Origin of the sequence: Brevundimonas sp., from assembly GCF_036963785.1 — a bacterium.
Classification (GTDB): Bacteria; Pseudomonadota; Alphaproteobacteria; order Caulobacterales; family Caulobacteraceae; genus Brevundimonas.
On sequence record NZ_JBALUS010000002.1, the window covers coordinates 587,545 to 610,209 of the forward strand.

The 22,665-nt window shown below is 67.6% G+C and carries 21 protein-coding genes and 1 other annotated feature; of the genes, 10 read left to right on the forward strand and 11 right to left on the reverse strand.

Annotated features, from left to right (window positions below; all coding sequences use genetic code 11):
* Positions 1–56 precede the first annotated feature (56 nt).
* Positions 57–800, forward strand: a complete 744-nt coding sequence (locus V7672_RS06570; RefSeq protein WP_335623786.1) for an endonuclease/exonuclease/phosphatase family protein — start codon at positions 57–59, stop codon at positions 798–800.
* On the opposite strand, the gene V7672_RS06575 is transcribed toward V7672_RS06570, so the two are convergent.
* Complete coding sequence (locus V7672_RS06575) at positions 752–2,263, reverse strand: phospholipase D-like domain-containing protein (protein WP_335623787.1); 1,512 nt, start codon at positions 2,261–2,263, stop codon at positions 752–754. The genes V7672_RS06570 and V7672_RS06575 overlap by 49 nt on opposite strands.
* An 83-nt stretch (positions 2,264–2,346) precedes the next feature.
* On the opposite strand from V7672_RS06575, the gene V7672_RS06580 reads away from it, so the two are divergent.
* From V7672_RS06580 to V7672_RS06590, 3 genes are all read left to right on the forward strand, one after another.
* Entirely contained in the window at positions 2,347–2,622 is a 276-nt protein-coding gene (locus tag V7672_RS06580) for a hypothetical protein (protein WP_335623788.1), read from the forward strand.
* A gap of 124 nt (positions 2,623–2,746) precedes the next feature.
* Complete coding sequence (locus V7672_RS06585) at positions 2,747–5,272, forward strand: tipN (protein WP_335623789.1); 2,526 nt, start codon at positions 2,747–2,749, stop codon at positions 5,270–5,272.
* A 103-nt stretch (positions 5,273–5,375) separates the two neighbouring features.
* A complete protein-coding gene (locus tag V7672_RS06590) occupies positions 5,376–5,969 on the forward strand; it encodes a hypothetical protein (protein ID WP_335623790.1) in 594 nt (197 codons plus the stop codon).
* On the opposite strand, the gene V7672_RS06595 is transcribed toward V7672_RS06590, so the two are convergent.
* Positions 5,940–7,127, reverse strand: coding sequence for an MFS transporter (locus tag V7672_RS06595; RefSeq protein WP_335623791.1), 1,188 nt, complete (start codon positions 7,125–7,127; stop codon positions 5,940–5,942). The two genes, V7672_RS06590 and V7672_RS06595, sit on opposite strands and share 30 nt — an antisense overlap.
* Positions 7,128–7,176: 49 nt before the next feature.
* Here V7672_RS06595 and V7672_RS06600 point away from each other — a divergent pair, with 49 nt between their 5' ends.
* Together V7672_RS06600 and pip are read left to right on the forward strand one after the other, a co-directional pair.
* Positions 7,177–7,551: a DUF423 domain-containing protein gene (locus V7672_RS06600; RefSeq protein ID WP_335623792.1), complete on the forward strand. Its 375-nt coding sequence runs from the start codon at positions 7,177–7,179 to the stop codon at positions 7,549–7,551.
* An 18-nt stretch (positions 7,552–7,569) separates the two neighbouring features.
* A complete protein-coding gene (gene pip, locus V7672_RS06605) occupies positions 7,570–8,550 on the forward strand; it encodes a prolyl aminopeptidase (RefSeq protein WP_335623793.1) in 981 nt (326 codons plus the stop codon).
* On the opposite strand, the gene rodA is transcribed toward pip, so the two are convergent.
* The 7 genes from rodA to V7672_RS06640 all read right to left on the reverse strand — a co-directional run bounded on the left by rodA (position 8,551) and on the right by V7672_RS06640 (position 16,044).
* On the reverse strand, positions 8,551–9,708 hold the full coding sequence (gene rodA, locus V7672_RS06610) for a rod shape-determining protein RodA (protein WP_335623794.1): 1,158 nt from the start codon (positions 9,706–9,708) through the stop codon (positions 8,551–8,553).
* Positions 9,705–11,780, reverse strand: coding sequence for a penicillin-binding protein 2 (mrdA, locus tag V7672_RS06615; protein WP_335623795.1), 2,076 nt, complete (start codon positions 11,778–11,780; stop codon positions 9,705–9,707). The genes rodA and mrdA overlap by 4 nt, the downstream gene beginning before the upstream one ends.
* Positions 11,777–12,295 (reverse strand): hypothetical protein, encoded by a 519-nt coding sequence (locus tag V7672_RS06620; RefSeq protein WP_335623796.1) that lies wholly within the window; start codon positions 12,293–12,295, stop codon positions 11,777–11,779. Before V7672_RS06620 ends, mrdA begins: the two co-directional genes overlap by 4 nt.
* A complete protein-coding gene (gene mreC, locus V7672_RS06625; protein ID WP_335623797.1) occupies positions 12,292–13,272 on the reverse strand; it encodes a rod shape-determining protein MreC in 981 nt (326 codons plus the stop codon). Before mreC ends, V7672_RS06620 begins: the two co-directional genes overlap by 4 nt.
* Before the next feature lie 136 nt (positions 13,273–13,408).
* Positions 13,409–14,443, reverse strand: coding sequence for a rod shape-determining protein (locus V7672_RS06630; protein ID WP_123285774.1), 1,035 nt, complete (start codon positions 14,441–14,443; stop codon positions 13,409–13,411).
* Between the two features lie 198 nt (positions 14,444–14,641).
* Positions 14,642–15,265 carry a glutathione S-transferase family protein gene (locus V7672_RS06635; protein WP_335623798.1) on the reverse strand — a complete coding sequence of 208 codons (624 nt, stop codon included), beginning with the start codon at positions 15,263–15,265 and terminating at the stop codon, positions 14,642–14,644.
* A 65-nt stretch (positions 15,266–15,330) separates the two neighbouring features.
* The gene (locus V7672_RS06640; RefSeq protein WP_335623799.1) at positions 15,331–16,044 is read right to left on the reverse strand and encodes a TVP38/TMEM64 family protein; all 714 of its coding nucleotides are present in this window, start codon (positions 16,042–16,044) and stop codon (positions 15,331–15,333) included.
* Positions 16,045–16,166: 122 nt separating this feature from the next.
* Here V7672_RS06640 and V7672_RS06645 point away from each other — a divergent pair, with 122 nt between their 5' ends.
* The gene (locus tag V7672_RS06645; RefSeq protein ID WP_335623800.1) at positions 16,167–17,372 is read left to right on the forward strand and encodes a pyridoxal phosphate-dependent aminotransferase; all 1,206 of its coding nucleotides are present in this window, start codon (positions 16,167–16,169) and stop codon (positions 17,370–17,372) included.
* A 77-nt stretch (positions 17,373–17,449) separates the two neighbouring features.
* Positions 17,450–18,361 (forward strand): hypothetical protein, encoded by a 912-nt coding sequence (locus tag V7672_RS06650; protein ID WP_335623801.1) that lies wholly within the window; start codon positions 17,450–17,452, stop codon positions 18,359–18,361.
* Here the strand turns inward: V7672_RS06650 and V7672_RS06655 are convergent.
* Positions 18,345–19,361 (reverse strand): polyprenyl synthetase family protein, encoded by a 1,017-nt coding sequence (locus tag V7672_RS06655; RefSeq protein WP_335623802.1) that lies wholly within the window; start codon positions 19,359–19,361, stop codon positions 18,345–18,347. The genes V7672_RS06650 and V7672_RS06655 overlap by 17 nt on opposite strands.
* Before the next feature lie 105 nt (positions 19,362–19,466).
* Here V7672_RS06655 and V7672_RS06660 point away from each other — a divergent pair, with 105 nt between their 5' ends.
* Together V7672_RS06660 and V7672_RS06665 are read left to right on the forward strand one after the other, a co-directional pair.
* Positions 19,467–20,222, forward strand: coding sequence for a tRNA1(Val) (adenine(37)-N6)-methyltransferase (locus V7672_RS06660; protein ID WP_335623803.1), 756 nt, complete (start codon positions 19,467–19,469; stop codon positions 20,220–20,222).
* 40 nt (positions 20,223–20,262) lie between these two features.
* Positions 20,263–20,862, forward strand: a complete 600-nt coding sequence (locus tag V7672_RS06665) for a TIGR02466 family protein (RefSeq protein ID WP_335623804.1) — start codon at positions 20,263–20,265, stop codon at positions 20,860–20,862.
* 111 nt (positions 20,863–20,973) lie between these two features.
* Here V7672_RS06665 and V7672_RS06670 read toward each other — a convergent pair whose 3' ends face one another.
* Positions 20,974–22,455, reverse strand: a complete 1,482-nt coding sequence (locus tag V7672_RS06670; protein ID WP_335623805.1) for a SulP family inorganic anion transporter — start codon at positions 22,453–22,455, stop codon at positions 20,974–20,976.
* A 65-nt stretch (positions 22,456–22,520) separates the two neighbouring features.
* Positions 22,521–22,584 (reverse strand) — a sequence feature (sul1 is cis-regulatory element that is thought to sense ions involved in sulfur or methionine metabolism; They are found in Alphaproteobacteria).
* Between the last annotated feature and the right edge of the window lie 81 nt (positions 22,585–22,665).

Below are 22,665 nucleotides of genomic sequence, written 5' to 3' on the forward strand. Positions count from 1 at the left end.
TTTCACGGCCCGATTGGTGACCGAACCCGGCCCTGTTCGACTGTCAGGAGGCACGCATGCCCCGCCTGATATCGTACAATGTGCACCGCTGCGTCGGTATGGACCGCAAGCTGGACCTGGACCGGATCGTCGGCGTGCTCGCCGAGTATGAGCCGGACATCGTCTGCCTGCAGGAACTGGACGTGGGACGCGCCCGCACGGGGGGCGTCGATCAGGCCGCCGAGATCGCGCGCAAGCTGGAGATGTCGGTCCATTTCCATCCGGCCATGCGGGTCGAGGCGGAACTGTACGGCGATGCAGTGCTGACCCATCTGCCCGAGCGGCTGGTCAAGACCGACGCCCTGCCGAGCGTGGCGGGCATTCCCGGCCTGGAGCCCCGTGGCGCCCTGTGGGTTCGGATCGAGGTCGGGGGCCAGGACCTGAACATCCTGAATACCCACTTCGGACTGGTGCCCCGGGAACAGCAGCGGCAGGCCACAGCCCTGGTCGGGCGTGACTGGCTGGGACGCAAGGACTGCACCGGTCCGACGATACTGACCGGAGACTTCAACGCGACCTCGATCACCCGCCCCTATCGCATCCTGACCCGACGGCTGGATGACGCGCAGCGGCGGCTGGGGCTGAAGCCGTCCGTCAAGACGTTTCCGTCCAGCTTCCCGGCGATCCGCATCGACCACGCCTTCGTCAGCCCGGAGGTGCAGGTGACGGGGGTGCGGTCCTCCTTCTCACCCCTGGCGCGGATGGCCTCGGATCACCTGCCGCTGATCGTCGATTTCGAACTGCCGTCCGCCCGCGCCTGATCCGCGCGCTGGGTGGGATTGCGGCGTTTCCACGGACGCCAGGCGTCGTCGGCCGAGGACGGATCACCCAGCTGCCATTCGGCAATGAAGGCCTCGACCCGTGACGGCGGATTGGCCCCCAGCACCCGCATACGGTCCCCGCCGAATGTCTGGATCGCCTTGCCGACCGAGCCGGTGACCTCCTCGGCCGCGCGATAGGCATCCATGGGCGCGCCGATGAAATGGGCGACCGACGTCTGGCGCAGCCGCCGGATCGCCTGCCGCCCGGCCTCATCAAGGGGTTCAGCGGCGATGTCGCATTCCGTATCAAAACCGAGGGAGCGGTTGTTCAGATTGGCCGAGCCGATCCGCAGCACCCGGTCGTCGATGACGGTGACCTTGGCATGCACGATGAGCCGCTGCCCGCCCTCGGTCACCGGACTGAAGGCGAAGAAGCGGTTGTGTCGGTCGGCCTGCTCCAGCCGGTAGAGGACCTCGGAGCGGGTCGTGTCCATCGTCAGTCGGTCGAACCAGCTGGGGCTCTGGCCGGTCGAGATGAGGACGACCTCGGGGCCGTCAGGCTCTTCCAGACGCCGGGCCAGGGCCGCGGCGATCCGGGGTGAGGTGAAATACTGGTTCTCGAAATAGATCAGGGATTTCGCCGACTCTATTGAGGCCAGGTGCAAGGCCTCGACCTCGCGGACCTCTTGCCGTCCCGCCCAGCGCGGCTCGGTACGCGACACACCGATGGGCACATCCACAAGGTCCGGCTCAATGCCGTCGGGCCAGGGGTCATTGTCAACCACATCAGGCCGGGTCCGCTCCCAGGTCGCGCGGAACCAGCGTTCACGGGCCAGGTCGCCGAGAGCGCGGGCGGCATCCCCATCCATGACGCACATGGTCTCGTGCCGGGGCGGGGCGATCAGGCCGGACGGCATGCAGCGCCGGGGATCATCATCCAGATGCTCGGTGTTGTCCCAGCGGTCGGTGGCAACGTCCCCGCCGCCCGTGAAGGCCACGGCGTCGTCGATGACGATCACCTTCTGATGATGGCAGGCGCCCAGCGGTCCGGGCTGATCCAGCCGGAACTCGACCATGCGCTTGCGGAACCAGCCCTGGGCCCGGTGGGGATAGAAGCCCTGCGAGGCGGCGATCAGCAGGGGTGAGTTCCAGATCAGCAGGCGGACATCCAGGTCGGGCCGGGTCTTGACCAGCATCCGCAACTGATGGCCGATCTGGGCCTGGTGGTCATCTGGGCGGGTCTCGGGATCCAGTCGCGTGCGCGGATCGAACTGCCAGCCCAGCAGGACAATGGATTTTCTGGCCTTGGCCAGGGACGAGGCCAGCGCTTCGAAATAGGCCTCATTGTCCATCAGCACGGCAAAGCGGGACGCCGTCGCTGTCTTCCAGCAGGCTCCCGGCCGGTCGATCAGCGGAAAGCCGGGGATCAGGCGGGAGTCATCTCCGTCTGTAAACTGGCTCATGCCCCACCGGTATCCGCAGCCATATTGACCGCCCTCTCCGTCTCCTATCGCACGATCCGGGTCAATCCGGAGCGATTCTTCGCATGCCGATGATTGTCCGGAAGGCGAAATTGGCGCATAGAAGGGGCGGTGTTGCTGCGGTATCGCGGCATGAAGGGGAGTATTGGCCGCCGATGCAGGCCCTGATCGAAATGATCATCGGCTTTATCGCCATGCTGGCGGCGGCGGCGCTTGCCCAGTTTGGCGTGGAATCGCGTGCCGAGCCTGCGTCCCGACCGGAAGTGCACCGCGTCACCGATTGCGAGAAGCGGCCGACCTCCGCCGTGCTGGTGGGCACAGCCGTCAAGCAGGATTGCTGATCCATCTCCCGCCGCGGTACGCTTCGTTCGTCTGAACCGCTTTGCGCCTGCGTCCTGACCCGTTAGGCTGGCCGTTCGAGGTCGCGCCGGGGGGTGCGACGCCCGCGCATCGAGCAGAGTGTCCATGAAATCCCGTCACCGGCCGCCGCTGAACCTGACCGCTCCGGATGAGGGTGCAGACACGGCCGCGCCCGACGCAGTGGCGACCGCCCCCGATGAAGCAGCGCAAGAGGCAAAGCCGGAACCTGCTACCGAGTCTCGGGCCGAGCGGCGCAAGCGGCGTCAGAGCGAACAGGCGGCCGCCGCAGAGGCAGCAGATACCCCCTCGCCCAGCCCCGAACCGAAGCCTGAAGCGAAAACCTCGCTGTCGGTGCCGGTCTCGAAGGGTGATGCAGTGCCGACCGACGCCCCGGAAGATGCGCCCGAAAGTTCCGAACTGGCCCCGCTCCGCGCCGCGCTGGACACGGTGCCCGCCGAGCACATCAGCGCCAGCGGTGGCTACTGGACTGCAGGCCTGGCTGCCGCCCTGTGGGCCGGGGGGGTCGGTGCCTGGGCGGCCTATGAAGCCGGATTCGGGGCCGCGCCCATCGAGCCGTTGAGGCTGGCCTTCTATATTCTGGTGGCGCTGGCGCCTGCGGGCCTGGCCTTTCTGCTGGCGCGGGCGGTGCACCAGTCGCGGCTGATCGCGGCCGAGACCCGCCGGGCCCGAGGCCTGTCAGAGGCCCTGATGGCCCCGACGGCGCTGGCCGCCCACAAGACCGGTGAGGTTCTGGTCGGGCTGAGGAATGATATCGACCAGGCGGCACTGGCCGCCGAGCGCGCCCGTCAGGACATGGCCGAGTTGCGCCGGTCGCTGGCCGAAGAGAGCCGCCTGTTGAACGAGGCTGCCGAGACCGCCGGTCGCACGGCCCGTCGACTGGTCGAGAGCCTGTCGGGCGAACGCGAGGCCATGGCCGCGCTGGGCGGCACCCTGGAAGGTCAGGCGGCGCAGGTGCTCGAGGTCGTCGATCGCCAGTCGCGCATGGTGGTCGAGGCCTCGGATCTGGCCCAGACCCAGCTGCGCGAGGCCGAGACGGCGCTGGCCGCCCGCGCCGCCGACATGGCCGCCGCTGCCGGAGAAGCCCAGGAAGCGGCCCGTGCCGCCGCCGATGATCTGGCCCGCCAGACCCTGCGCCTCGAGAATGCCGGGGCCGGCGTCGCCGAACAGATCCAGTCGGTCGAGGAAGGTCTGGGGCAGCAGCGCGCGGCCTTGGTCACCGCCGCCTATTCGCTGCGTACCGATCAGGAAGACTTCTCGGCCCAGGTCGAGAGCCAGCGGGCGCAGCTGACGGAACAGCTGTCGGTCGTGCGCTCGACCAGCACCGAACTGGTCGAGACCACCACCACCGGCACCGACGCCCTGCGTGATCTGGTCGAGGCGGCCGCGGATCAGTTCCGCGCCCTGATCGAAATGTCCCAGCGCGAGGCCGACAATTTCGACAGCGCCACCAAGGTCTCGCTGGACCGGTTCGAGGCCCTGTCGGCCGATGCGCGCGACAGCTTGCTGGAAGAAAGCCGCAAGGCGCTGGAGGTGCTCAAGGCCACCGCCGAGGAAAGCCGCAGGGCCGCCGCCGAGGCGACCGAAGAAGCCCAGCGCCGCGCCGACCGGCTGGGCGAGGCCGTGTTCGAAGCCTCGCAGAAGGCCGAAGCCGCCGCAGAGGCGCGCATTGACGGGGCGCGCAAGGTGGTTACCCACACCGCCGATCTGGTCGATGAAGCCGGGGACCGGGCGCTGCAACGGCTTGAGGCCACGATCGAGCGCATGAATGCGGCCCTGCAAAGGGTCGATGACTCGATCAGCGAGCTGGACCAGCGCGCCGCCGACCTGCCGGAACAGGCGCGCGAGCGGGTCGATGCCGTGCGGTCGGCGGTCGAGGAAGGGCTCGCGGCCCTGACGGAAGCCTCGCGCAAGGCGGCGGATGACACCGAGGCGCTGGACGCCGGCTTCCAGGAGCGGGTCAAGCGCAACTATGAGATGCTGACCGAGGCGGTGCGCCTGATGGGCGTGGTGTCCGGCGACAGCGGGCGCGGACGACGCGCCACGCCCGAGATGCCGCCCCTAGCGGAACCGGAGACCCCGGCCCTGCGCCGTCCCCGGACCGAGCCGGACGGGCGCGGGTTCGGCCTGCGCAACCGAAGTGAGGGGCCCCGGTCCCGCCCCGCCGACGAGGGGATGGGCTGGAAGGATCTGATGGGCGATGCCCCCGACGATGGGCCGATGGACCTGGACACGCCGGTCATGCCGCCCGCCGACACCGAGGCCCTGAACGAGCGGATGCTGGCGTCGATCCGGCGTATGGGAGTGGATCCCAATGCCCTGCTGCCCCGCTCGCGCATCGAGGAGGCGGCAGAGGCCTTCGTCAGCCGGGATGCCGTCACCGCACGCCAGATCGTACGCCGCGTGGCCCCTGCGGCCGTGCGTAGCGTCTCGCGTCGGGTGCTGAGCGATCCGGAGCTGAAGTCCGACGCCGAGGCCTATGTCCGGACGTGGTCGCGCATCGTCAAAGACCATGCCGCCGGCGGCGATGGACCGGCGGTTCTGAACCGTCTGGCCTCGGACGGTGGCCGGGCGTTCCTGCTGCTGGATGCGGCGGTCGGCGATCTCTCCTGACAGGGGAAACCGGCGTTACATTCCTGTTTTGGGGTTGACGATCCGGCCCCGATAACGACACGGTCGCGCGCCGTCATATGTTCGTCACAGCACTCTCAGGTCCATGCTCGACACGCCCGCCGATGCCCAGCCGGATTTGCGACCCGGGCTTATGCTCTGCGCCTATGAGCCGGACCTGGACTGGGGCGCCGACGGCTCGGATGCGGACAACGACTGGACGCCGCCGGGCGCGCGCCTGATCTCAGTCGAGGCCCAGGCCCCGGAATCCCTGGCCCGAACCCTGATGGAACGCCTGCGCGATCCCGCCTGTCGGGCGGCGCTGTTGGTGGGGCGGGCGGACGGCCCCCGAGACTTTCTGATCCAGACGCGCGCGGAGAACCGTGTGCTGAACGGCAAGGCGCGACTGGTGCCGACAGGGCCAGGTGTAGCCCGCGCCACCGCCCCCGCGCTCGAGATGGCCCAGTCCCTGTCCGAAGCCGGCCTTTCGGCCCGGCTGTCTTCGGATACGGTGACCGATCCGGGCAACTATCTATTGTACCGGGTGCTGTGCTCGCTCCCGGATGGACCTGAGGCGCCGCTGGTCGGCCTGCTGCGGGTTCCGGACGGGGACGGATCGGCGATCACCCGTGCCGTGCGCCTGGCAGCCGAGGCCATGGCGCGGCACCTGTCACCCCTGCCCCGCCCCCGCGCGGCCTGAGCCCCGGCCCAGCCGTCTGCGAAGGCTGAGAGCGGCCAGCCCGCCCAGCGCCGCCATGCCCGCCATCGCCAGATAGCCGCCAGCGCCATAGCTGTCGTAGAGCGGACCCGACAGGACGGTCGCGATGCCGATCAGGACGCCTGCGGACACCGTCGAGGACAGGGTCTGGGCGGCGGTCTGGGCGTCTTCGGGCGCCAGGCGCTCAACGATTTCGACCCCGGCCAGATAGGTGGCGGCAAAAGTCAGGGCATGCAGGGCCTGAAGCGGCCACAGCAGGGCCAGCGGCGGGCTGAAGGCCAGCGCCGTCCAGCGCAGGACGCCCGCCCCGACGCCGACTGCCAGCATGGGCCAGGGGCCGATGCCCAGGCGCCGTCGCCAGGGATCAAGCCACCACATGAAGCCGATCTCGATGATCACCGACCCTGCCCAGAGGGCGCCGACGAGGCCGGTCGACAGGCCCTGCTGCGTCCAGAGGATCGCGGAAAAGCCGTAATAGAAACCGTGGCTGGCCTGCACCGCGCCGATGGCGAGCAGGGCCGTCATGAACACCGGGTCGGCCAGCAGGCGTCCCAGCCCCAGAAACCGGTTGCGTCCCGAGGCGCGGCCGGCGGCGCTGACGGCATCGGCCGGCAGGCCGAACCGGGCATAGAGGGCCATCAAGGCGCTGCCCGCCACGATCCAGACGATGACGGCATCGACCGGCAACCGGGTCAGCAGCGCCCCCATGGCCAGATTCGCCAGCACGAAGGCCGCCGAGCCAAAGCCGCGCGGCACCGAAAAGGAAAAGCGCTCGCGCCGGGCGATGCGCAGGCTCAACACATCGATCAGGGGGATGATGGCCGAGGTCGCGGTCGCGGCCACGAACCAGCACAGGGTCCAGAGGACGTATCCCTCGACGAGGGCGGCGGCGCCATAGCCGGCGACAGCGACCCAACCGAGGATGGCGATCGGGGCCCGGCGGGTGGCGAAGCCATCGGCCCATACGGCGATCATCGGCCCGGTCAGGAAGCGCGCCAGCATGGGCACGGCCAGCAGGGTGCCGATCTCGGCCCCGTCCAGCCCCAGACTTTTCAGCCACAGCCCGGCGAACGGCAGGCTGACCCCGGTGACGCCGAAGAGCAACACATAGTGAAGGGCAAGGCGGACGGACGGCTGCATGGCTGATCCGATAGCAGACTCCGGCGATTCCGTGGGCTAGCGTGGCCATATGACAGTGAGTCGCAATCTGGCGGTGACGGCGTGTGGCCTCGGTGCACTCTGCGTCCTGCTGGGCGCGTTCGCGGCCCATGGAGCGGGCCCGCAGGTCAAGACGCTGCTGACCACCGGGGCCCACTACGGTCTCATCCATGCCTTGCTGGCCGTCGTGGCCGCCACGCTGGCCCAACACAGCGCCGCCATTCGCTGGGCCGGATGGCTGGCAGTGGTCGGCGGCGCCGTCTTCGCCCTGGCCCTGACGCTGGTCGGCATGGCCGGGCTGAGCATTATGGGCGCGGTGGCACCGATCGGGGGCCTGCTGATGGTCGCGGCCTGGCTCCTGTTTGCCTTCGGGGCGTTCCGTCTGCGCCCTTCCGACCTGTCCTGAATTGTAGAGCGAGTACCGATGTCATTTCCGAAGCCCGAGGGCGACCGCCGCGACCTGTTCCCCGAGATCGAGGCCTTTGCCAGTGGCAGGATGAAGACGCCGGACGGGCATGAGATCTATTTCGAGGAAAGCGGCAATCCGCAGGGCAAGCCGGTGCTTGTGCTTCACGGCGGGCCGGGCGGCGCCACCAGTCCCGGCATGCGGCGCTATTTCGACCCGTCCGCCTATCGGATCATCATGTTTGACCAGCGCGGTTGTGGCCAGTCGCGGCCCTATGCCTCGCTGGAGAACAATACCACCTGGACCGTGATCGAGGATATCGAGCGGCTGCGCGAGCGGTGCGGCGTCGACAAATGGGTGGTGTTCGGCGGGTCGTGGGGTTCGACCCTGTCGCTGGCCTATGCGGTGACCCACCCCGAACGGGTCAAGGCGCTGGTCCTGCGCGGCATCTTCCTGCTGACGAAGAAGGAGTTGCACTGGTTCTATCAGGACGGCGCCTCGATGATCTTCCCCGACGCCTGGGAGCGCTTCCTGGCGCCCATTCCGGAAGCCGAACGCGACGACCTGATGGCCGCGTACGAAAAGCGCCTGATTGGCGATGATGAAGCCGCCAAGGCTGAATGCGCGGTCGCCTGGTCCAGCTGGGAGGGCGAGACCGTCAGCGTGCGCGGGCCGGATTCCCGCCCCGACAAATTTGCCGAAGCCGAGTTCGCCATCGCCTTCGCCCGGATCGAGAACCACTATTTCCGCAATGGCGGCTTCCTGCCCGAAGACGGCTGGCTACTGAAGAAGATCGATCGCATCCGCCTTATCCCGGCGTGGATCGCCCAAGGCCGGTTCGATGTGGTGACCCCGATGTCGGGGGCCTGGGCCCTGCACCGCGCCTGGCCCGAAGCCCGGCTGGAGGTGATCGGCGACGCCGGCCACGCCTCGACCGAGCCCGGCATTGTCGACAGCCTGGTGCGCGCTACCGACTGGGCGGCGGGCCTGCCGGACTGATCAGAACAGGCCGTTGCCCTTGGGCAGTTCGACATAGCGGTGCACGCGCGTCGACATGATGAGGCCAAAGCCGATCATGACCGTCAGCATGACGGTGCCGCCGTTTGACATCAACGGCATGGGCACACCCACGACCGGGGCCAGCCCCATGACCATGGCCCCGTTGATCAGAACATAGAGGGCGAAGGTGGCAATCACCCCGGCGGTGGCGAGCCTGCCGAAATGGCTGTGCGACAGCGAGGCGATCCGCAGCGAGATCAGGATCACGCCGAGATAGCAGAGCAACATGCCGAACGATCCGACAAACCCGAACTCCTCGGACACGGCCGCGAAGATGAAGTCAGTGTGGCGTTCGGGCAGGAATTCCAGCTGGCTCTGGCTGCCGAGACCATAGCCCTTGCCCAGCAGACCGCCGGAGCCCATGGCGATCTTGGACTGCATGATCTGATAGCCCTCACCCGAAGGGTCGGCCTCGGGGTTGAGGAAGGTCAGCACCCGTTCGCGCTGATAGTCGTGCATGACGAACTGGATGAAGGGCCAGACACCGGCCACAACCGCGCCGCCCGCCACCACAATGATCTTCCAGCTGAGGCCGGCCGCGAACATGATGGCCGCCCCGGTCATCCCGAGCAGCAGGGCACTGCCGAGGTCGGGCTGGTGCGCGACCAGGGCAAAGGGCGCCCCGATCATCAGGGCCGGATAGATCAGCTTCCAGTGAAAGCGGGCCTCCTGGGCGGTGGCGCCGTGGTACCAGCGGGCCAGCGCCAGAACGAGCGCGATCTTCATCAGCTCGGACGGCTGGATGCGGGTGACGCCGAGGTCCAGCCAGCGGGTCGCCCCCATGGCCGTATAGCCCAGGCCCGGAATCTCGATGGCGGCAAGCAGCAGCAGCGAGCCGAAATAGGCGGGATAGGCCAGATGGAACCACCATTTCAGGTTCACCATCGACAGGACCAGCATGATTGCCAGACAGATGCCGAACCGGATCAGATGTTTGGCGGCCCACGGCTCCCACGAGCCCTGGGCCACGGAATAGAGCATGGCCGCGCCCATGCCGGCGATGGCGCACAGCAACAGCAGCAGTCGCCAGTCGATCTGGGCGATCTTGACGCTCAGCCGGTCGCGCTCGCCGGGACGGGTCAGGGCCGAGGCGGTCATTGAGGATCCGGAATGTAGGGTTGAGGGCCCGCGAGATCCTGTGGCGCGGGCGGATCCGGCGTGACCGGCACAGTTTCGGCGGCGGCGGCGGATCCCGGTTCGGCGGCGGTCGGCGGCGGCGGGGCCGCACCCTCGTCGATCACCGGTCCTGCCTCGGGCTCGGGCGGCAGCGGCCGCTCGATCCGGGCGCGCATGTCGGGATCCTTGAGCAAGGCCACTCTCATGACCTCGCGCGCCTTGGGCGCCGCGTCGGCCGCGCCGCCTGCCGGTGCGTGCTGGATGATCAGCGCGATAGCATAGCGCGGCGCATCGTGCGGTGCGAAGGCGACGAACAGCGCGTGGTCGCGATAGCTCCAGACCGCGTTGCGAGGCCCGCGCGACTCCCCGGGCTTGTAGTCGCGCGACTGCGCGGTGCCGGTCTTGCCCGCCATCAGGATGTCGCCCAACCCCAACTGGGACGCGCGGTAGGCGGTGCCGGTTCGATCATTGGCAACCGCCGCCATGCCGGCGCGCACGATATCCAGGTGCTCGTCACTGAACGGCAGATCCGGAAATTTGGCCTCGGCATAAGGCTTGCCGTCAACCGACCTGATCAGGCGCGGCTGGACGGCCTTGCGCCCGTTGGCGAGCCGCGAGGTCATCACCGCCAGTTGCAGGGCGCTGACCGACAGGGCCCCCTGCCCGATCGCGACCGACAGGGTCTCGCCGGGGTACCAGGTGGGATCATCGTCCCAGCTCGTGGCCTCGGTGTATTCGCGCTTCCATTTCTGCGAGGGCACGATGCCATCGGACTGACCGGCGATGCCGATCTCATAGGTGTGGCCGAAGCCCAGGTCCTCGGCGACCCGCGCGATCCGGTCGACGCCGGCGCGATTGCAAAAATGATAGAAATAGGTGTCGCAGGAGTTCTTGATGGCGTTGTGCATGTCCATCGCGCCATGCCCCCCCGCCTTCCAGCAGCGGAAGGTCCGGGAGCCGAAGCGATAGCCGCCCGTACAGACGACCCGCTCGCTGGGGTCAATGCCGGCGTCGAGGAAGGCCAGGGCCGTCGTCATCTTGAAGGTCGAGCCCGGCGGGAAGGTGCCGTAAATAGCCTTGTCCAGCAGGGGGCGGCGCTCATAGTCGGCCCAGGCGCGATAGACGTCGCTGGGCACGCCCGAGACGAACAGATTGGGGTCGAACGAGGGCGACGACACCATGGCCAGGATGTCGCCGTTGCGCACGTCCATGACGACGCAACCGCCGGACTCCTCGCCGAACACCTCGAGCGCGCGGTTCTGGATGTCGGCATCGAGGGTGAGGACGACCTCCTTGCCCGGAACGGCGGGGCGGGAATTCTCGGGATCCTCACCGACCACGCGGCCGCGGGCGTCGACCTCGACCCGCTGGCCGCCGGCCTCGCCGCGCAGTTGGTCGTCGAGGGCCGCCTCGACGCCCTGACGGCCGATGCGGAAACCGGGATTGAACAGCAGGGCCGAGGGCTCCTCGCCCTTGTCGCGCACGGCCTTGATGTCGCGATCCGAGACCTTGGCCACATAGCCGACGACGTGGGCGAACGAGCCTCCGTGCGGGTAGTATCGGGTCTCGTGCATGTCGGCCATGACGCCGGGCAGTTCGTTGGCGTAGAGGTTGACCCTGGCGAACTCTTCCCAGGTCAGATCGCTCTTGACCGGTACGGGCGAGAAGCGCGGGGCGGCGTTGACGTCGCGGATGATACCGCGGCGGCGCTCGAGCGTGTCGGGGATAAGGCGGCCCAGCAGATCGAGCGTCTGATCCAGATCCTTGGTCTCGTCGCGCACGACCAGCACGCGGAAACTGGGCCGGTTGCCGGCGATGACGCCGCCGTCCCGGTCGCGGATGATGCCGCGCGGCGGCGGCACCAGTCGGAAGTTGAACTGGTTGGCGGTGGCAAGCGTCGTGTATTCCTGGGCCTGGACGACCTGCAGCTGGCCGAGGCGCGCAGTGAGGCCCAGCACGCCCAGCGCGGTCAGCCCCCCCAGCACAAAGGTGCGCCGCAGGAAGGAGCCCTGCCGCTCATTGACGTCCGAAAAGAAAATCGAGGGTTCGCTCATCGAAACCGCACATCGCCATCGTCAAACCGCTGGATCAGGCGATCCGCCAGCGGAAAGATCAGAAGCGTCGGTACGATCTGTCCCAGAAGGGCCAGAAGGCTCGGCGCCCGCCCGGCCACGATTGTAACGATGACATAGGCCAGAAAGAAGGCCCCGAGGGCGGCCACCGTGTACCAGACGAACAGGACGCGGGTTTCCTGACCCATCAGGAAGTTCCGCGACACCAGAATGGCCGCGTAGACGCACAGCAGCACCAGCCCCCACAGGCCCAGCGGCGTATACCAGAGCAGGTCCAGAAACAGGCCGAGGACGAACAGCATCAAGGGCGCGGTGATTGAGGGCCGGATCAGGGGCCAGGCAAAGGCCAGCACCATGGGGATGATGGGCTCCGGCAGGCTGAGGCCGAACAGGGCAACGGGCGTCGCCAGGATCAGGGTGGCCAGAATCGCCAGCAGGGAAGGATAGACGATCCACTGCAAAGGTCCGACGACGCGAACGGCGACCGGACGTCTCACTCGCTTGCACCGCCGGGCTGGGGCTGGGGCTGGGCCGCGGGGGCCGGCGTCGTGGGTTCAGCCGTCCCGGGCGCCGGGGGCACGGGGGCGGTGCCGAGCGCGGCCAGCGGCGGGGCGTTCAGGGTCTCGGGATCGACCAGCTGACCGAAGTCCTCGAACTTGAGCACCTTGACGAAGTCGATGGCGCCCCGGTCGCTGAACAGCTTGACCCGCCAGGAGCCGTCGATGCCGCGTGCCACGACGCCGATCGGGACGCCCCGGGGAATGCCGCCGCCGTCGCCCGAGGTCAGGACGCGATCGCCGACCTCGACCGAGTCGGTGCCGCGCACATATTCCAGTCGCGGATTGCCGCTGCCGTCACCGGTCAGCATGGCGCGGGCGTCGGTGCGGTCGACGAGCACCGGGATGCGGCTGGAAACATCGGTGACCAACAGTACGCGGCTGACACGAGGCGAGGTGCCGACCACCCGGCCGACCAGGCCGTGCTCATTGATGACCGGGTTGCCGATGCGGACGCCCTGGCCTGTGCCGACGTCGATCAATCGCGAGCGGGCGAAGGGGCCGCGCGACTCCGAGATCGACCGGGCGGTGGTCATATCCACGGGCGGCTCGACCCGGATGCCCAGCATGGCTTCATAGCGGGTGTTGATGTTCTGCAGGGCGATGTTGGCGTCGGCCACGGCCTGAAGCTCGGCGACCTGTTCCTTGAGGCGGCGATTCTCGGACACGGCGAAGAAATAGTCGCCGACATAGTCGCTGGCGGCACCGACCCAGCGGACGGGCGCGGCAAGCACGCCCCCAACCCCGCCCGAGACCTGATCGCCGGCGCCCCGGATGGCATTCTGGCTGTCGGGATCACCGCGCCGCTGGCTGAGCAGCAGGAAGACCGACACCACCAGCACCACGAGCACAGTCAGGCCCGCCGTCCAGATCAGCGGCACCTTGAGGTTCTCGAACGGTCCGTCGCGAAACGCCACGGCGACCCTTGCATCAGAGGGTTGGAGTCAACCGGCCCACGCAGGGACCGGCGGGCGAATCTGCCCACGAAGTCAGGCTATCGCAGAATCACCGGGGCTTGAAAACCGCTGATGTCTGCGGGGCGCGAGACAGGCCTTAAAGCGAGCTTTCCAGCACGCCCTTCATCCAGCGCGGATGCTCCAGCACCCGGCCGCAGCCGATGGCGACGCAGGACAGCGGATCGTCGGCGACCGAGACCGGCAGGCCGGTATGGTCGCGGATCTCGGCGTCCAGGCCGCGCAGCAGGGCGCCGCCGCCGGTCAGCATGATGCCCTTGTCGGCGATGTCGGCGGCCAGTTCGGGCGGGGTGGCTTCCAGCGCGACCTTGACGGCGTCGATGATCTGGCTGACCGGCTCGGTCAGCGCCTCGGCGGCCTGGCGCTCGCTCATCTTCACTTCGCGGGGCACGCCCTGCATCAGGTCACGGCCCTTGACCTCGATCGACAGGCCTTCGCCGTCGGCCGGGATACGGGCGGTGCCGATGTCCTTCTTGATGCGCTCGGCGGTGGTCTCGCCGATCAGAAGGTTATGATTGCGGCGCATGTAGCTGATGATCGCCTCGTCCATCTTGTCGCCGCCAACGCGCACGCTGCGCGAATAGACGATGCCCGACAGGGACAGCACCGCCACCTCGGTGGTGCCGCCGCCGATGTCGACGACCATGGAGCCGGTCGGCTCATGGATCGGCAGGCCGGCGCCGATCGCGGCGGCCATGGGCTCGTCGATCAGGCCGACACGACGGGCCGAAGCGTTCAGACACGAATCGTTGATGGCGCGGCGCTCGACCGCCGTGGCGCCCGACGGCACGCAGACGATGACCTTGGGGTTCACGAAGCCCTTGCGATTATGCACCTTGCGGATGAAGTGCTTGATCATCTCTTCGGCGACTTCGAAGTCGGCGATGACCCCGTCACGCATGGGACGGATGGCTTCCATGTGACCGGGCGTGCGGCCCAGCATCTGTTTGGCCTCGATACCGACGGCGTGGACGATCTTCCGTCCACCGACGTTCCGGAGCGCGACGACCGAAGGCTCGTTCAGAACGATGCCCTTGCCCTTCATATAGATCAGGGTGTTGGCCGTGCCGAGGTCGATGGCGATGTCGTTCGAGATCATGCCGAAGAGATGCATAGGGGTGGGATACCGTTCCGGTTTGGGCCTTTTTGGGGCGGTCAGCGCTTTTGTCCGCTGCGACGACGCCCCGCCCCGACGCGCATCCCCACGCACGGGCCGTCCTGATCGATATCGCCGAGCCGACCGTGGCCCGTTTGCCCTTATGGGACAGGGATTACAAGCCCTGAATCGGCCCGGCGTATCACGAGGGTGTGGTCAGGCGGCGACCGGTTCCAGGCCCTCGGCCTTGAGCATGCGCTGGATGGCGGGACGCGCCTGGACGCGGTCCAGATGGGCGTTCAGCTTCGGATAGCGGCCCGCGTCCAGCAGCTTTGCCTGACGCGCCCAGCGGCTGAACACGGACAGATAGTTGTCGGCCAGGGTCCAGCTGTCGCCGAACACCCAATCCCCTTCGATCTGCTGTTCGGCCAGATCATATTTGGCCAGCGCCTGTTCGACGGCCTGGTCTTTCGCCTCGCCCTCCAGCGGCGGACGGCTGAACAGCACCTTGCCGATCGCCGGGTGCAGGCTGGAGGCCAGCCAGCCGTTGAAGGCATGGAAGCGGGCCATGGCGAAGGCGTCGCCGACCGGGGCCAGCTTCTTGTCAGGATTGGTCTCGGCCACCCAGGCGAGGATGGCGGCATTCTGGGTGAGGACGCCCTGATCGGTCTTCAGCGCCGGGGTCACACCGGCCGGATTGATGGCCAGATATTCGGGTGTCTTCTGCTCGCCCTTCTTCAGATCGATCAGCTGCATCTCATAGTCGAGACCGGCTTCCTCGAGCGCGGAATGGGTGGCCATGGCGCAGGCGCCGGCGGAAATGAAGGCCGTCAGGGTCATGATGTCTCCTTTGTCTATGCAGGACCAACGGTCAGATAGACGGACGGCTCCATATTGCAACTACATCAGTTGCGTTTTGCTTCGCGGCGCTTGACCCACTCGCGCACGCCCAGCATCAACCCCAGCCAGACGACCGCCACGCCTGCGAGGATCAGGCTGGTCCAGGTGCCGTCGCCGCTGACCGCCACAGCCACTGCCCCGCCGAAGAAGGCCACCAGCGCCGTCTTGGGCAGCACGCCCAGCGCACAGCCGGCGAGGAAGGGCACAAACCCGGCCCGGGCCGCCCCGAACGCCATATTGACGACGATGAACGGGGCCGAGGGCACATTGCGGATCATGAAGCTGGCGTAGAAGGCGTTGCGCCCGACAAAACCCTTCAGCCGCGCGGCGGTCTTGCCGCCCCAGCGATCCAGCAGCCGGGCGGTCGGGCCGCGCCCCAGCCAGTAGGTCACCCCGGCAGAGACCACGGTCGCGGCCCAGCTGTACCAGAAGCCCAGCGACGGACCGAAGGCCACCACACAGGCCGCGATCAGCAGGAACTGCGGCGCGCCGATGAAGGCTGCACCCACGAACAGGATGACAGTGGCCACAAACGCCCATGGACCGCCGGCATAGCCCTGTAACCAGGCCTCAAGCCTGTGCTCGGCCTCCAGCCCCAGCGCCGCCTTGCCGACCAGCAACAGGGCGACCACCGCGCCCAGCAGCACCGCCGTGGCCAGCGCCGCCCGCCACCGGGCCGCCTCCATATTCAAAACGAAGTCGAGGATGCGGCGGATCATACCCGGGGTCGCCCCTGCCTTGGCCCAAGTGCCGCCCCCATTTGCACCGGCGGGCGACGCCCCGTAAACAGCCTGTGCCGCGAATAACGGCCTCTCCCCTCCCCGTCTGCGAGTCCCTGTCCATGTCCGAGCTGCAGTCCAAGGCCCTTGCCCGCGTGAAGCCGTCGGCGACGCTGGCCGTCACCGCCCAGGCGCGCGCGCTCAAGGCGGCGGGACGCGATGTGATCGGGCTGGGCGCGGGCGAGCCGGATTTCGACACCCCCGACAACATCAAGGAAGCGGCCATCGCCGCCATCCGCCGGGGCGAGACCAAATATACCGACGCCGACGGCATGCCCGAGCTGAAGGCTGCCGTGGTCGCCAAGTTCGCGCGTGAGAACGGCCTGACCTATGCGACCAACCAGATTCATGTGGCGGGCGGCGGCAAGGCGGTGATCTACAACGCCCTGCTGGCCACGCTGTCGCCGGGCGACGAGGTGATCGTGCCAGCGCCCTACTGGGTCAGCTATCCCGACATGGTGCTGCTGGCCGGCGGCGAGCCGGTGCAGGTCGTGGGCGAGGAAGCCGATGGCTTCAAGCTGCGGCCCGAGGTGCTGGAGGCGGCGATCACGCCCCGCACGAGATGGCTGATCCTCAACAGCCCCTCGAACCCGACCGGCGCGGCCTATACCACCGCCGAACTCGAGGCCCTGGCCGAAGTGCTGCGTCGCCACCCGCACGTCTGGGTGCTGACCGACGACATGTACGAGCACCTGATCTATGGCGACTTCGACTATGTGACGATCGCCCAGGTGGCGCCCGACCTCTATGACCGCACCCTGACGGTCAACGGCGTGTCCAAGGCCTATGCCATGACCGGCTGGCGCATCGGCTATGCCGGCGGACCCAAGGCGCTGATCGATCTGATGCGCAAGGTGGCCGGGCAGACGACGTCGAACCCGTCGTCGATCAGCCAGTGGGCGGCGGTCGAGGCGCTGAACGGACCGCAGGATTTCATCGGCGAGCGCGGCAAGGCGTTCGAGGCGCGCCGCGATCTGGTGGTGTCCATGCTGAACCAGGCCCATGGCATCCGCTGCGCCACGCCCGAGGGGGCCTTCTACGTCTATCCCTCGATCGACGGGCTGATCGGCAAGGCGACGCCGGACGGGACGGTGATCGACAGCGACGACACCTTCGCCAGCGCCCTGCTGGACGCCGAGGGGGTGGCCGTGGTGCAGGGCTCGGCCTTTGGCCTCAGCCCCTATTTCCGCATCAGCTATGCGACCTCGGAAAGCGTGCTGGAAGCGGCGTGCGAGCGCATTCAGCGCTTCTGCGCCAGCCTGCGCTAGAGTTCGCGCGCCGCGTGTACGCGGCTTGTCAGACGGTTCATCATCGTTAAGCTTCCCCTCGGGGGGAGATCAAACGCATGACCGAGAGCCTTATTCGACCGCGTCCTCGACGCTGGGGCTGGCTGATCCTGACGTGTGTGGTTGCCGTGGGATGGTCCCTGATCAGCACAATCGGCGCGCCGGGGAATATGGCGGCCGACGCCGAGGGATACAGGACGTCCTACCTGCTCGGCAGCATTGCCGGCAGCATCGCCCTGGTATTTGCGGTGATGCTGGGCGTCCATGCCATCGTCTTCCTCAGGACGTCGGGACAGGAACTGGTCGGGCGGCACGCCCCGTTCATTCTCGGCGCGGCCGTCGTCGGAGCTTTGCCCGCGATTGCCTTGACTGTGCTGGTCGCATCATCGGGGCCGGACGAAGCCAGGCTTCTGGCCATCGATGATCGCCTCACCGAGCGGATCGAGGCGGAAACACTGGAATATAACGCGCAGTACGAAGTCCTGCTTGGAGGCAAGGTCCTGGCGCCCGAGACCCTGATGCGCCAGCGGGGTATCGATGAGGCACGCACCAATATTGCCGCCTACAGGGAATTAATGGCGGCGAATGAGGCGTTTTTCCGAAGCGAGATAGAGGCAACGCGCGCCGAGATCGAAACCTCGGATGTTGGTGCCTTCACGAAGGGACGTGGCCTGACCGGGTTTGATCGAAACACGGGCCGCATCCTTGAGGAATTGAAGATAATCCGGCTTCTCGAGAGCGAAATCCTCAACTCATGGGAGGCCTTGCTGGCTTTTCTGGCTGTTCGTCCGCGTATCTGGGAGGCTCAGAACGGCCAGTTCTCGTTCTATCGCGATGCCGATCTGGCGTTCTTCAACAGCCACATGGAACGCATCGACATTCTGGCCGATCAGATTGAAGCCCGACAAGCGGCCATGAGGGCAAGAGCTGGAGACGCCGCTGCAGCGCGGGAGGCTATACGGCCCGGCTGACGGCGTAGTCGGCCAGCAGGTCGAGGGCCTCTCGCCAGTCGCTGTCGGGCAGGACGGCCAGCGCGGCCTTGGCGGCGTCTGCATAGTCCCCCGCAACGTCGAGGGTGGCGCTGACGGAACCGGTGCCGATCACCCGTTCGCGGGCGCGAGCAAAGTCGTCATCGTCGCGCACGGACTTGGCAAAGGCCTGGTCCCAGAAGCCGTCATTAGGACCGCCGCCGCGCTCGATCGCCAGGATCAGCGGCAGGGTGACCTTGCCCTCGCGGAAGTCGTCGCCTGCGTTCTTGCCGAGGGCCGAGGCGGTGCCGCCGTAGTCCAGGGCATCGTCGGCCAGCTGGAAGGCGATGCCGAGGTTCATGCCATAGTCGCGCAGACCCTTGATCACCGCGTCATCGGCGCCCGCACCGACCGCGCCCGCCTCGGCGGCGGCGGCGAACAGTTCGGCGGTCTTGGCGGTGATGATGTCGAGATAGACGGCGGTATCGAGGTTGAGGTCGTGGGCGCGCGTCAGTTGCAGCACCTCGCCTTCGGAGATGACGCTGGAGGCGCGGGCCAGGATGCCCAGCGCGCGCATGGAGTCCGTCTCCACCATCAGTTCAAAGGCGCGGGCGAACAGGAAGTCGCCGACCAGGACGCTGGACGGGGCGCCCCAGATCAGATGGGCGGCGACCTTGCCCCGGCGCAGGTCGGAGGTGTCGACCACATCGTCGTGCAGCAAGGTAGCGGTATGGATAAACTCGACCGCCGCGGCCAGATGCAGAGGGGCATCGATGCCCTTTCCCCCGCCCGAGGCGCGCGCGGCGGCAATGGTCAGCATGGGACGCAGCCGCTTGCCGCCCGCCGCGATCAGGTGGTCGGCCAGCGCCGGAATCAGCGGGACATCCGAGGCCATCCGCTCGCGGATCAGCTGGTTGACGCGGTCCATGTCCGGCTGGCTCAGCCGCACGATGGGGGCGACATCTCCGGCGGGTCTGCTGACGGAATTGGAAACGGCGTCCAAGGGGAACTCACGAGATACGGCGGGGGAGAAGAAAAACCCAACGCCCGTCTTGCCGGGGCGGGTTGGCGCGCACAATGGTGATCGGACCATGAAGGGTCAAGACGCGTGACGGTCGCAGGCAGTATCCCCGAGGTGCGGGAAGACGCCCTGCTGGGCGGACGGGTGCGGCTGGCGCAGCCGGTACGGGGCTATCGCGCGGGCATGGATGCGGCGCTGCTGGCGGCCTCGGTCGCGGCCCGGTCCGGCGAGCGGGTGATCGAGGCCGGCTGCGGCCCCGGGGCGGTCCTGACCCAGATCGCGGCGCGCTGCGCCGGGGTGCAGCTGGTCGGGGTCGAGCGCGAGGCGGAGATCGCCGAACTGGCGCGGCGCAATATCGAGACGAACGGGCTGGGCGACCGTGCGGAGATCCGCACCGGCGACGTGGCCGATGGCTTCCGCGCGCTGGACCTTCTCCCATTCGACTGGGCGGTGAGCAATCCGCCCTTCTTTGACGATCCCGGGGCGCTGAGGCCCCCTTCGCCCGAGCGGCGCGCAGCCTGGATGGCCGACGACGGTCTTGAGGCCTGGACCGGCCTTTTGCTGAAGGCGGTGCGCGAGGGCGGGCGGATCGTCATCATCCACCGGGCCGAGCGGCTGGCCGATATCCTCGCGCTGCTGGCGCCCAAGGCCGGGTCGTTCGCCATCCGCCCCATCCATCCGTTTGCCGATCAGCCGGCCAAGCGGGTCCTGGTCCAGGCGATCAAGACCGGCAAGGCGCCGCTGCGCCTGCTGCCGCCGTTGATCCTGCACGACAGCGAGGGCGCGCCGCATACGGTGGAGGCGGACGCCATTCTCCGCGGCGAAGCGGCCCTGCCCTTCTGAGCCGCTTCTCGCAGGGCGCGCGACAGGCTATCCCGTCGTCATGACATTGCGCCCCCTGTTTGTGACCCAGGTCTATGAGTCCGCCCTGGACGACAGTTCACTCGTGGCGGAGCTGGGCGAAGCCTGTCGCCTGCTGGCGGTCGAGGACGGCGCGGGCCGCACCTGGTGCCGGGATCACGGCTATCGCGGCTATACATCTTACGGCTCGCTCAACGACCTGCCGAAGCGCATGCCCGAGTTCGAGGCGCTGAAACGGCATCTGGACCGGCATGCGCTGGCCTATGCCGGGGCGCTGAACTTCGATCTGGCGAGAAAGCCCCGGCTGGATAATCTGTGGGTCAATGTGCTGAAGCCCGGCGGCAGCCACTCGGGCCATATCCACCCGCACGCCTTTTTGTCAGGCACGATCTATGTCGAGGTGCCGGACGGGGCCTCGTCCCTGAAACTGGAAGACCCGCGCCTGCCGATGATGATGGCGCGGCCGGGGGTTCATACCGACGCCCCGGAGGCCGAGCGGCCTTTCGTCTATCTGGCACCCCGACCGGGCACGATCCTGATGTGGGAAAGCTGGCTCAGGCACGAGGTGCCGCCCAATGCCGCGAAGGCCGAACGCATCTCAATCAGCTTCAACTACGCGTAAGTCCGATGAACCCGTCATCCTCTGGTTTGACCAGAGGGTCGGTGCGGGCACTCCGGCGGCCGGCGTGACACCGACCCTCGGATCAAGTCCGAGGGTGACGTGCCCTTGACGTCAGTGCGCTCCGGCCCCGGCGGGCAGGTGTTCCTTTTCGTGGCGGCCCAGCTTGGCGACAAGGGTCTGGGCCGCGACATTCATGCCGGACACCACGACGCGCGCACCCTGACGGCGGTAGCGGAACACCACCTTGTCGACGGCCACGACGCCGGTCACGTCCCACAGATGGGCGTTCGACATGTCGATCTCGACCACCGTCGGGTGGCCGTGATGCTCGAAGCTGGCGGCAAAGACATCGGCCGAGGCGAAGAACAGATTGCCGCTGACGCGGTATTTCAGCTCGCCCTCTGGGGCCTCGACCTCCTCGACGACCACGGTCTTGCCGACCTTGCGCATGAAGAAGATGGCCGACAGCACCACACCCAGCACCACCCCCTTGGACAGGTCGTGGGTCAGGACCACGGTGATCGTGGTGGCCAGCATGACCACCGAGGACTGGAACGGCATGGTGCGGAGCTTGAGCACCGAGTTCCAGTTGAAGGTGCCGATCGAGACCATGATCATGACGGCCACCAGCGCCGCCATCGGAATGCGCGCCACCCAGTCCTGCAGCACCAGGATCAGGAACAGCAGGAACAGGCCCGCCCACAGGGTCGACAGTCGTCCGCGCGCGCCACTGGTCACATTGATGATCGACTGGCCGATCATGGCGCAGCCCGCCATGCCGCCGAACAAGCCCGCTGCGATATTGGCAACGCCCTGGCCGCGGGTCTCGCGGTCCTTGTCGGACGGCGTGTCGGTGATGTCATCCAGCAGATTGGCGGTCAGCAGGCTTTCCAGCAGGCCGACGAAGGCCAGGGTCGCGGCCACCGGTCCGATGATGGCGAGGGTTTCCCAGGTCAGGGGCACCATGGGGATGTGGAACATCGGGAAGGTGGTCGGCATCTCGCCCATGTCACCGACAGTGCGGACATCCATCCCGCTCCAGATGACAAAGCCGCTCAGCAGGACAATGGCCACCAGCGCCGAAGGCACCGCCCTCGTCAGGCGCGGCAGGCCATAGATGACCGCCAGCCCGGCCGCGACCAGCCCGTAGGTCTGCCAGCCCATCCCGATCAGCTCGGGCAGCTGGGCCATGAAGATCAGGATCGCCAGCGAATTGACGAAGCCGGTCATCACCGAGCTGGAGACGAATTTGATGTATCGGCCGAGCTTGAGGATGCCCACGCCGATCTGGAAAATCCCGGTCAGGATCGAGGCGGCGAACAGATATTCCAGCCCGTGGTCGCGCACCAGGGTCACCATCAGCAGGGCCATGGCCCCGGTCGCGGCGCTGATCATGGCCGGGCGGCCGCCGACGAAGGCGATCGTCACGGCGATGACGAAGCTGGCGTACAGGCCGACCGCCGGATCGACCCCGGCGATGATGGAAAAGGCGATGGCCTCGGGGATCAGGGCCAGGGCGACGACGGTGCCGGCCAGCAGATCCTTGCGCGGTTGCGCCAGCCACTGCTCGCGGGCCGATTGGAAAACAGACATGGGAATCACAGACAAGGAACGGGCCCGCCGCGTGACGACACGGTGCTAGTCCTCAGGCCGGTTTCGTTGCTCCGGCGGATCGGCGGCCGGAATAGCCACCCGCAAGCCATCCAGTGGCGCGGGTCCAGGTTGCCCGCCCTGTCGCATGCTGCACCGCAACAGGCAAGTGTGGCGGGCGCGGCCCCCGCGACATTCCGCCCGCAACAGCCA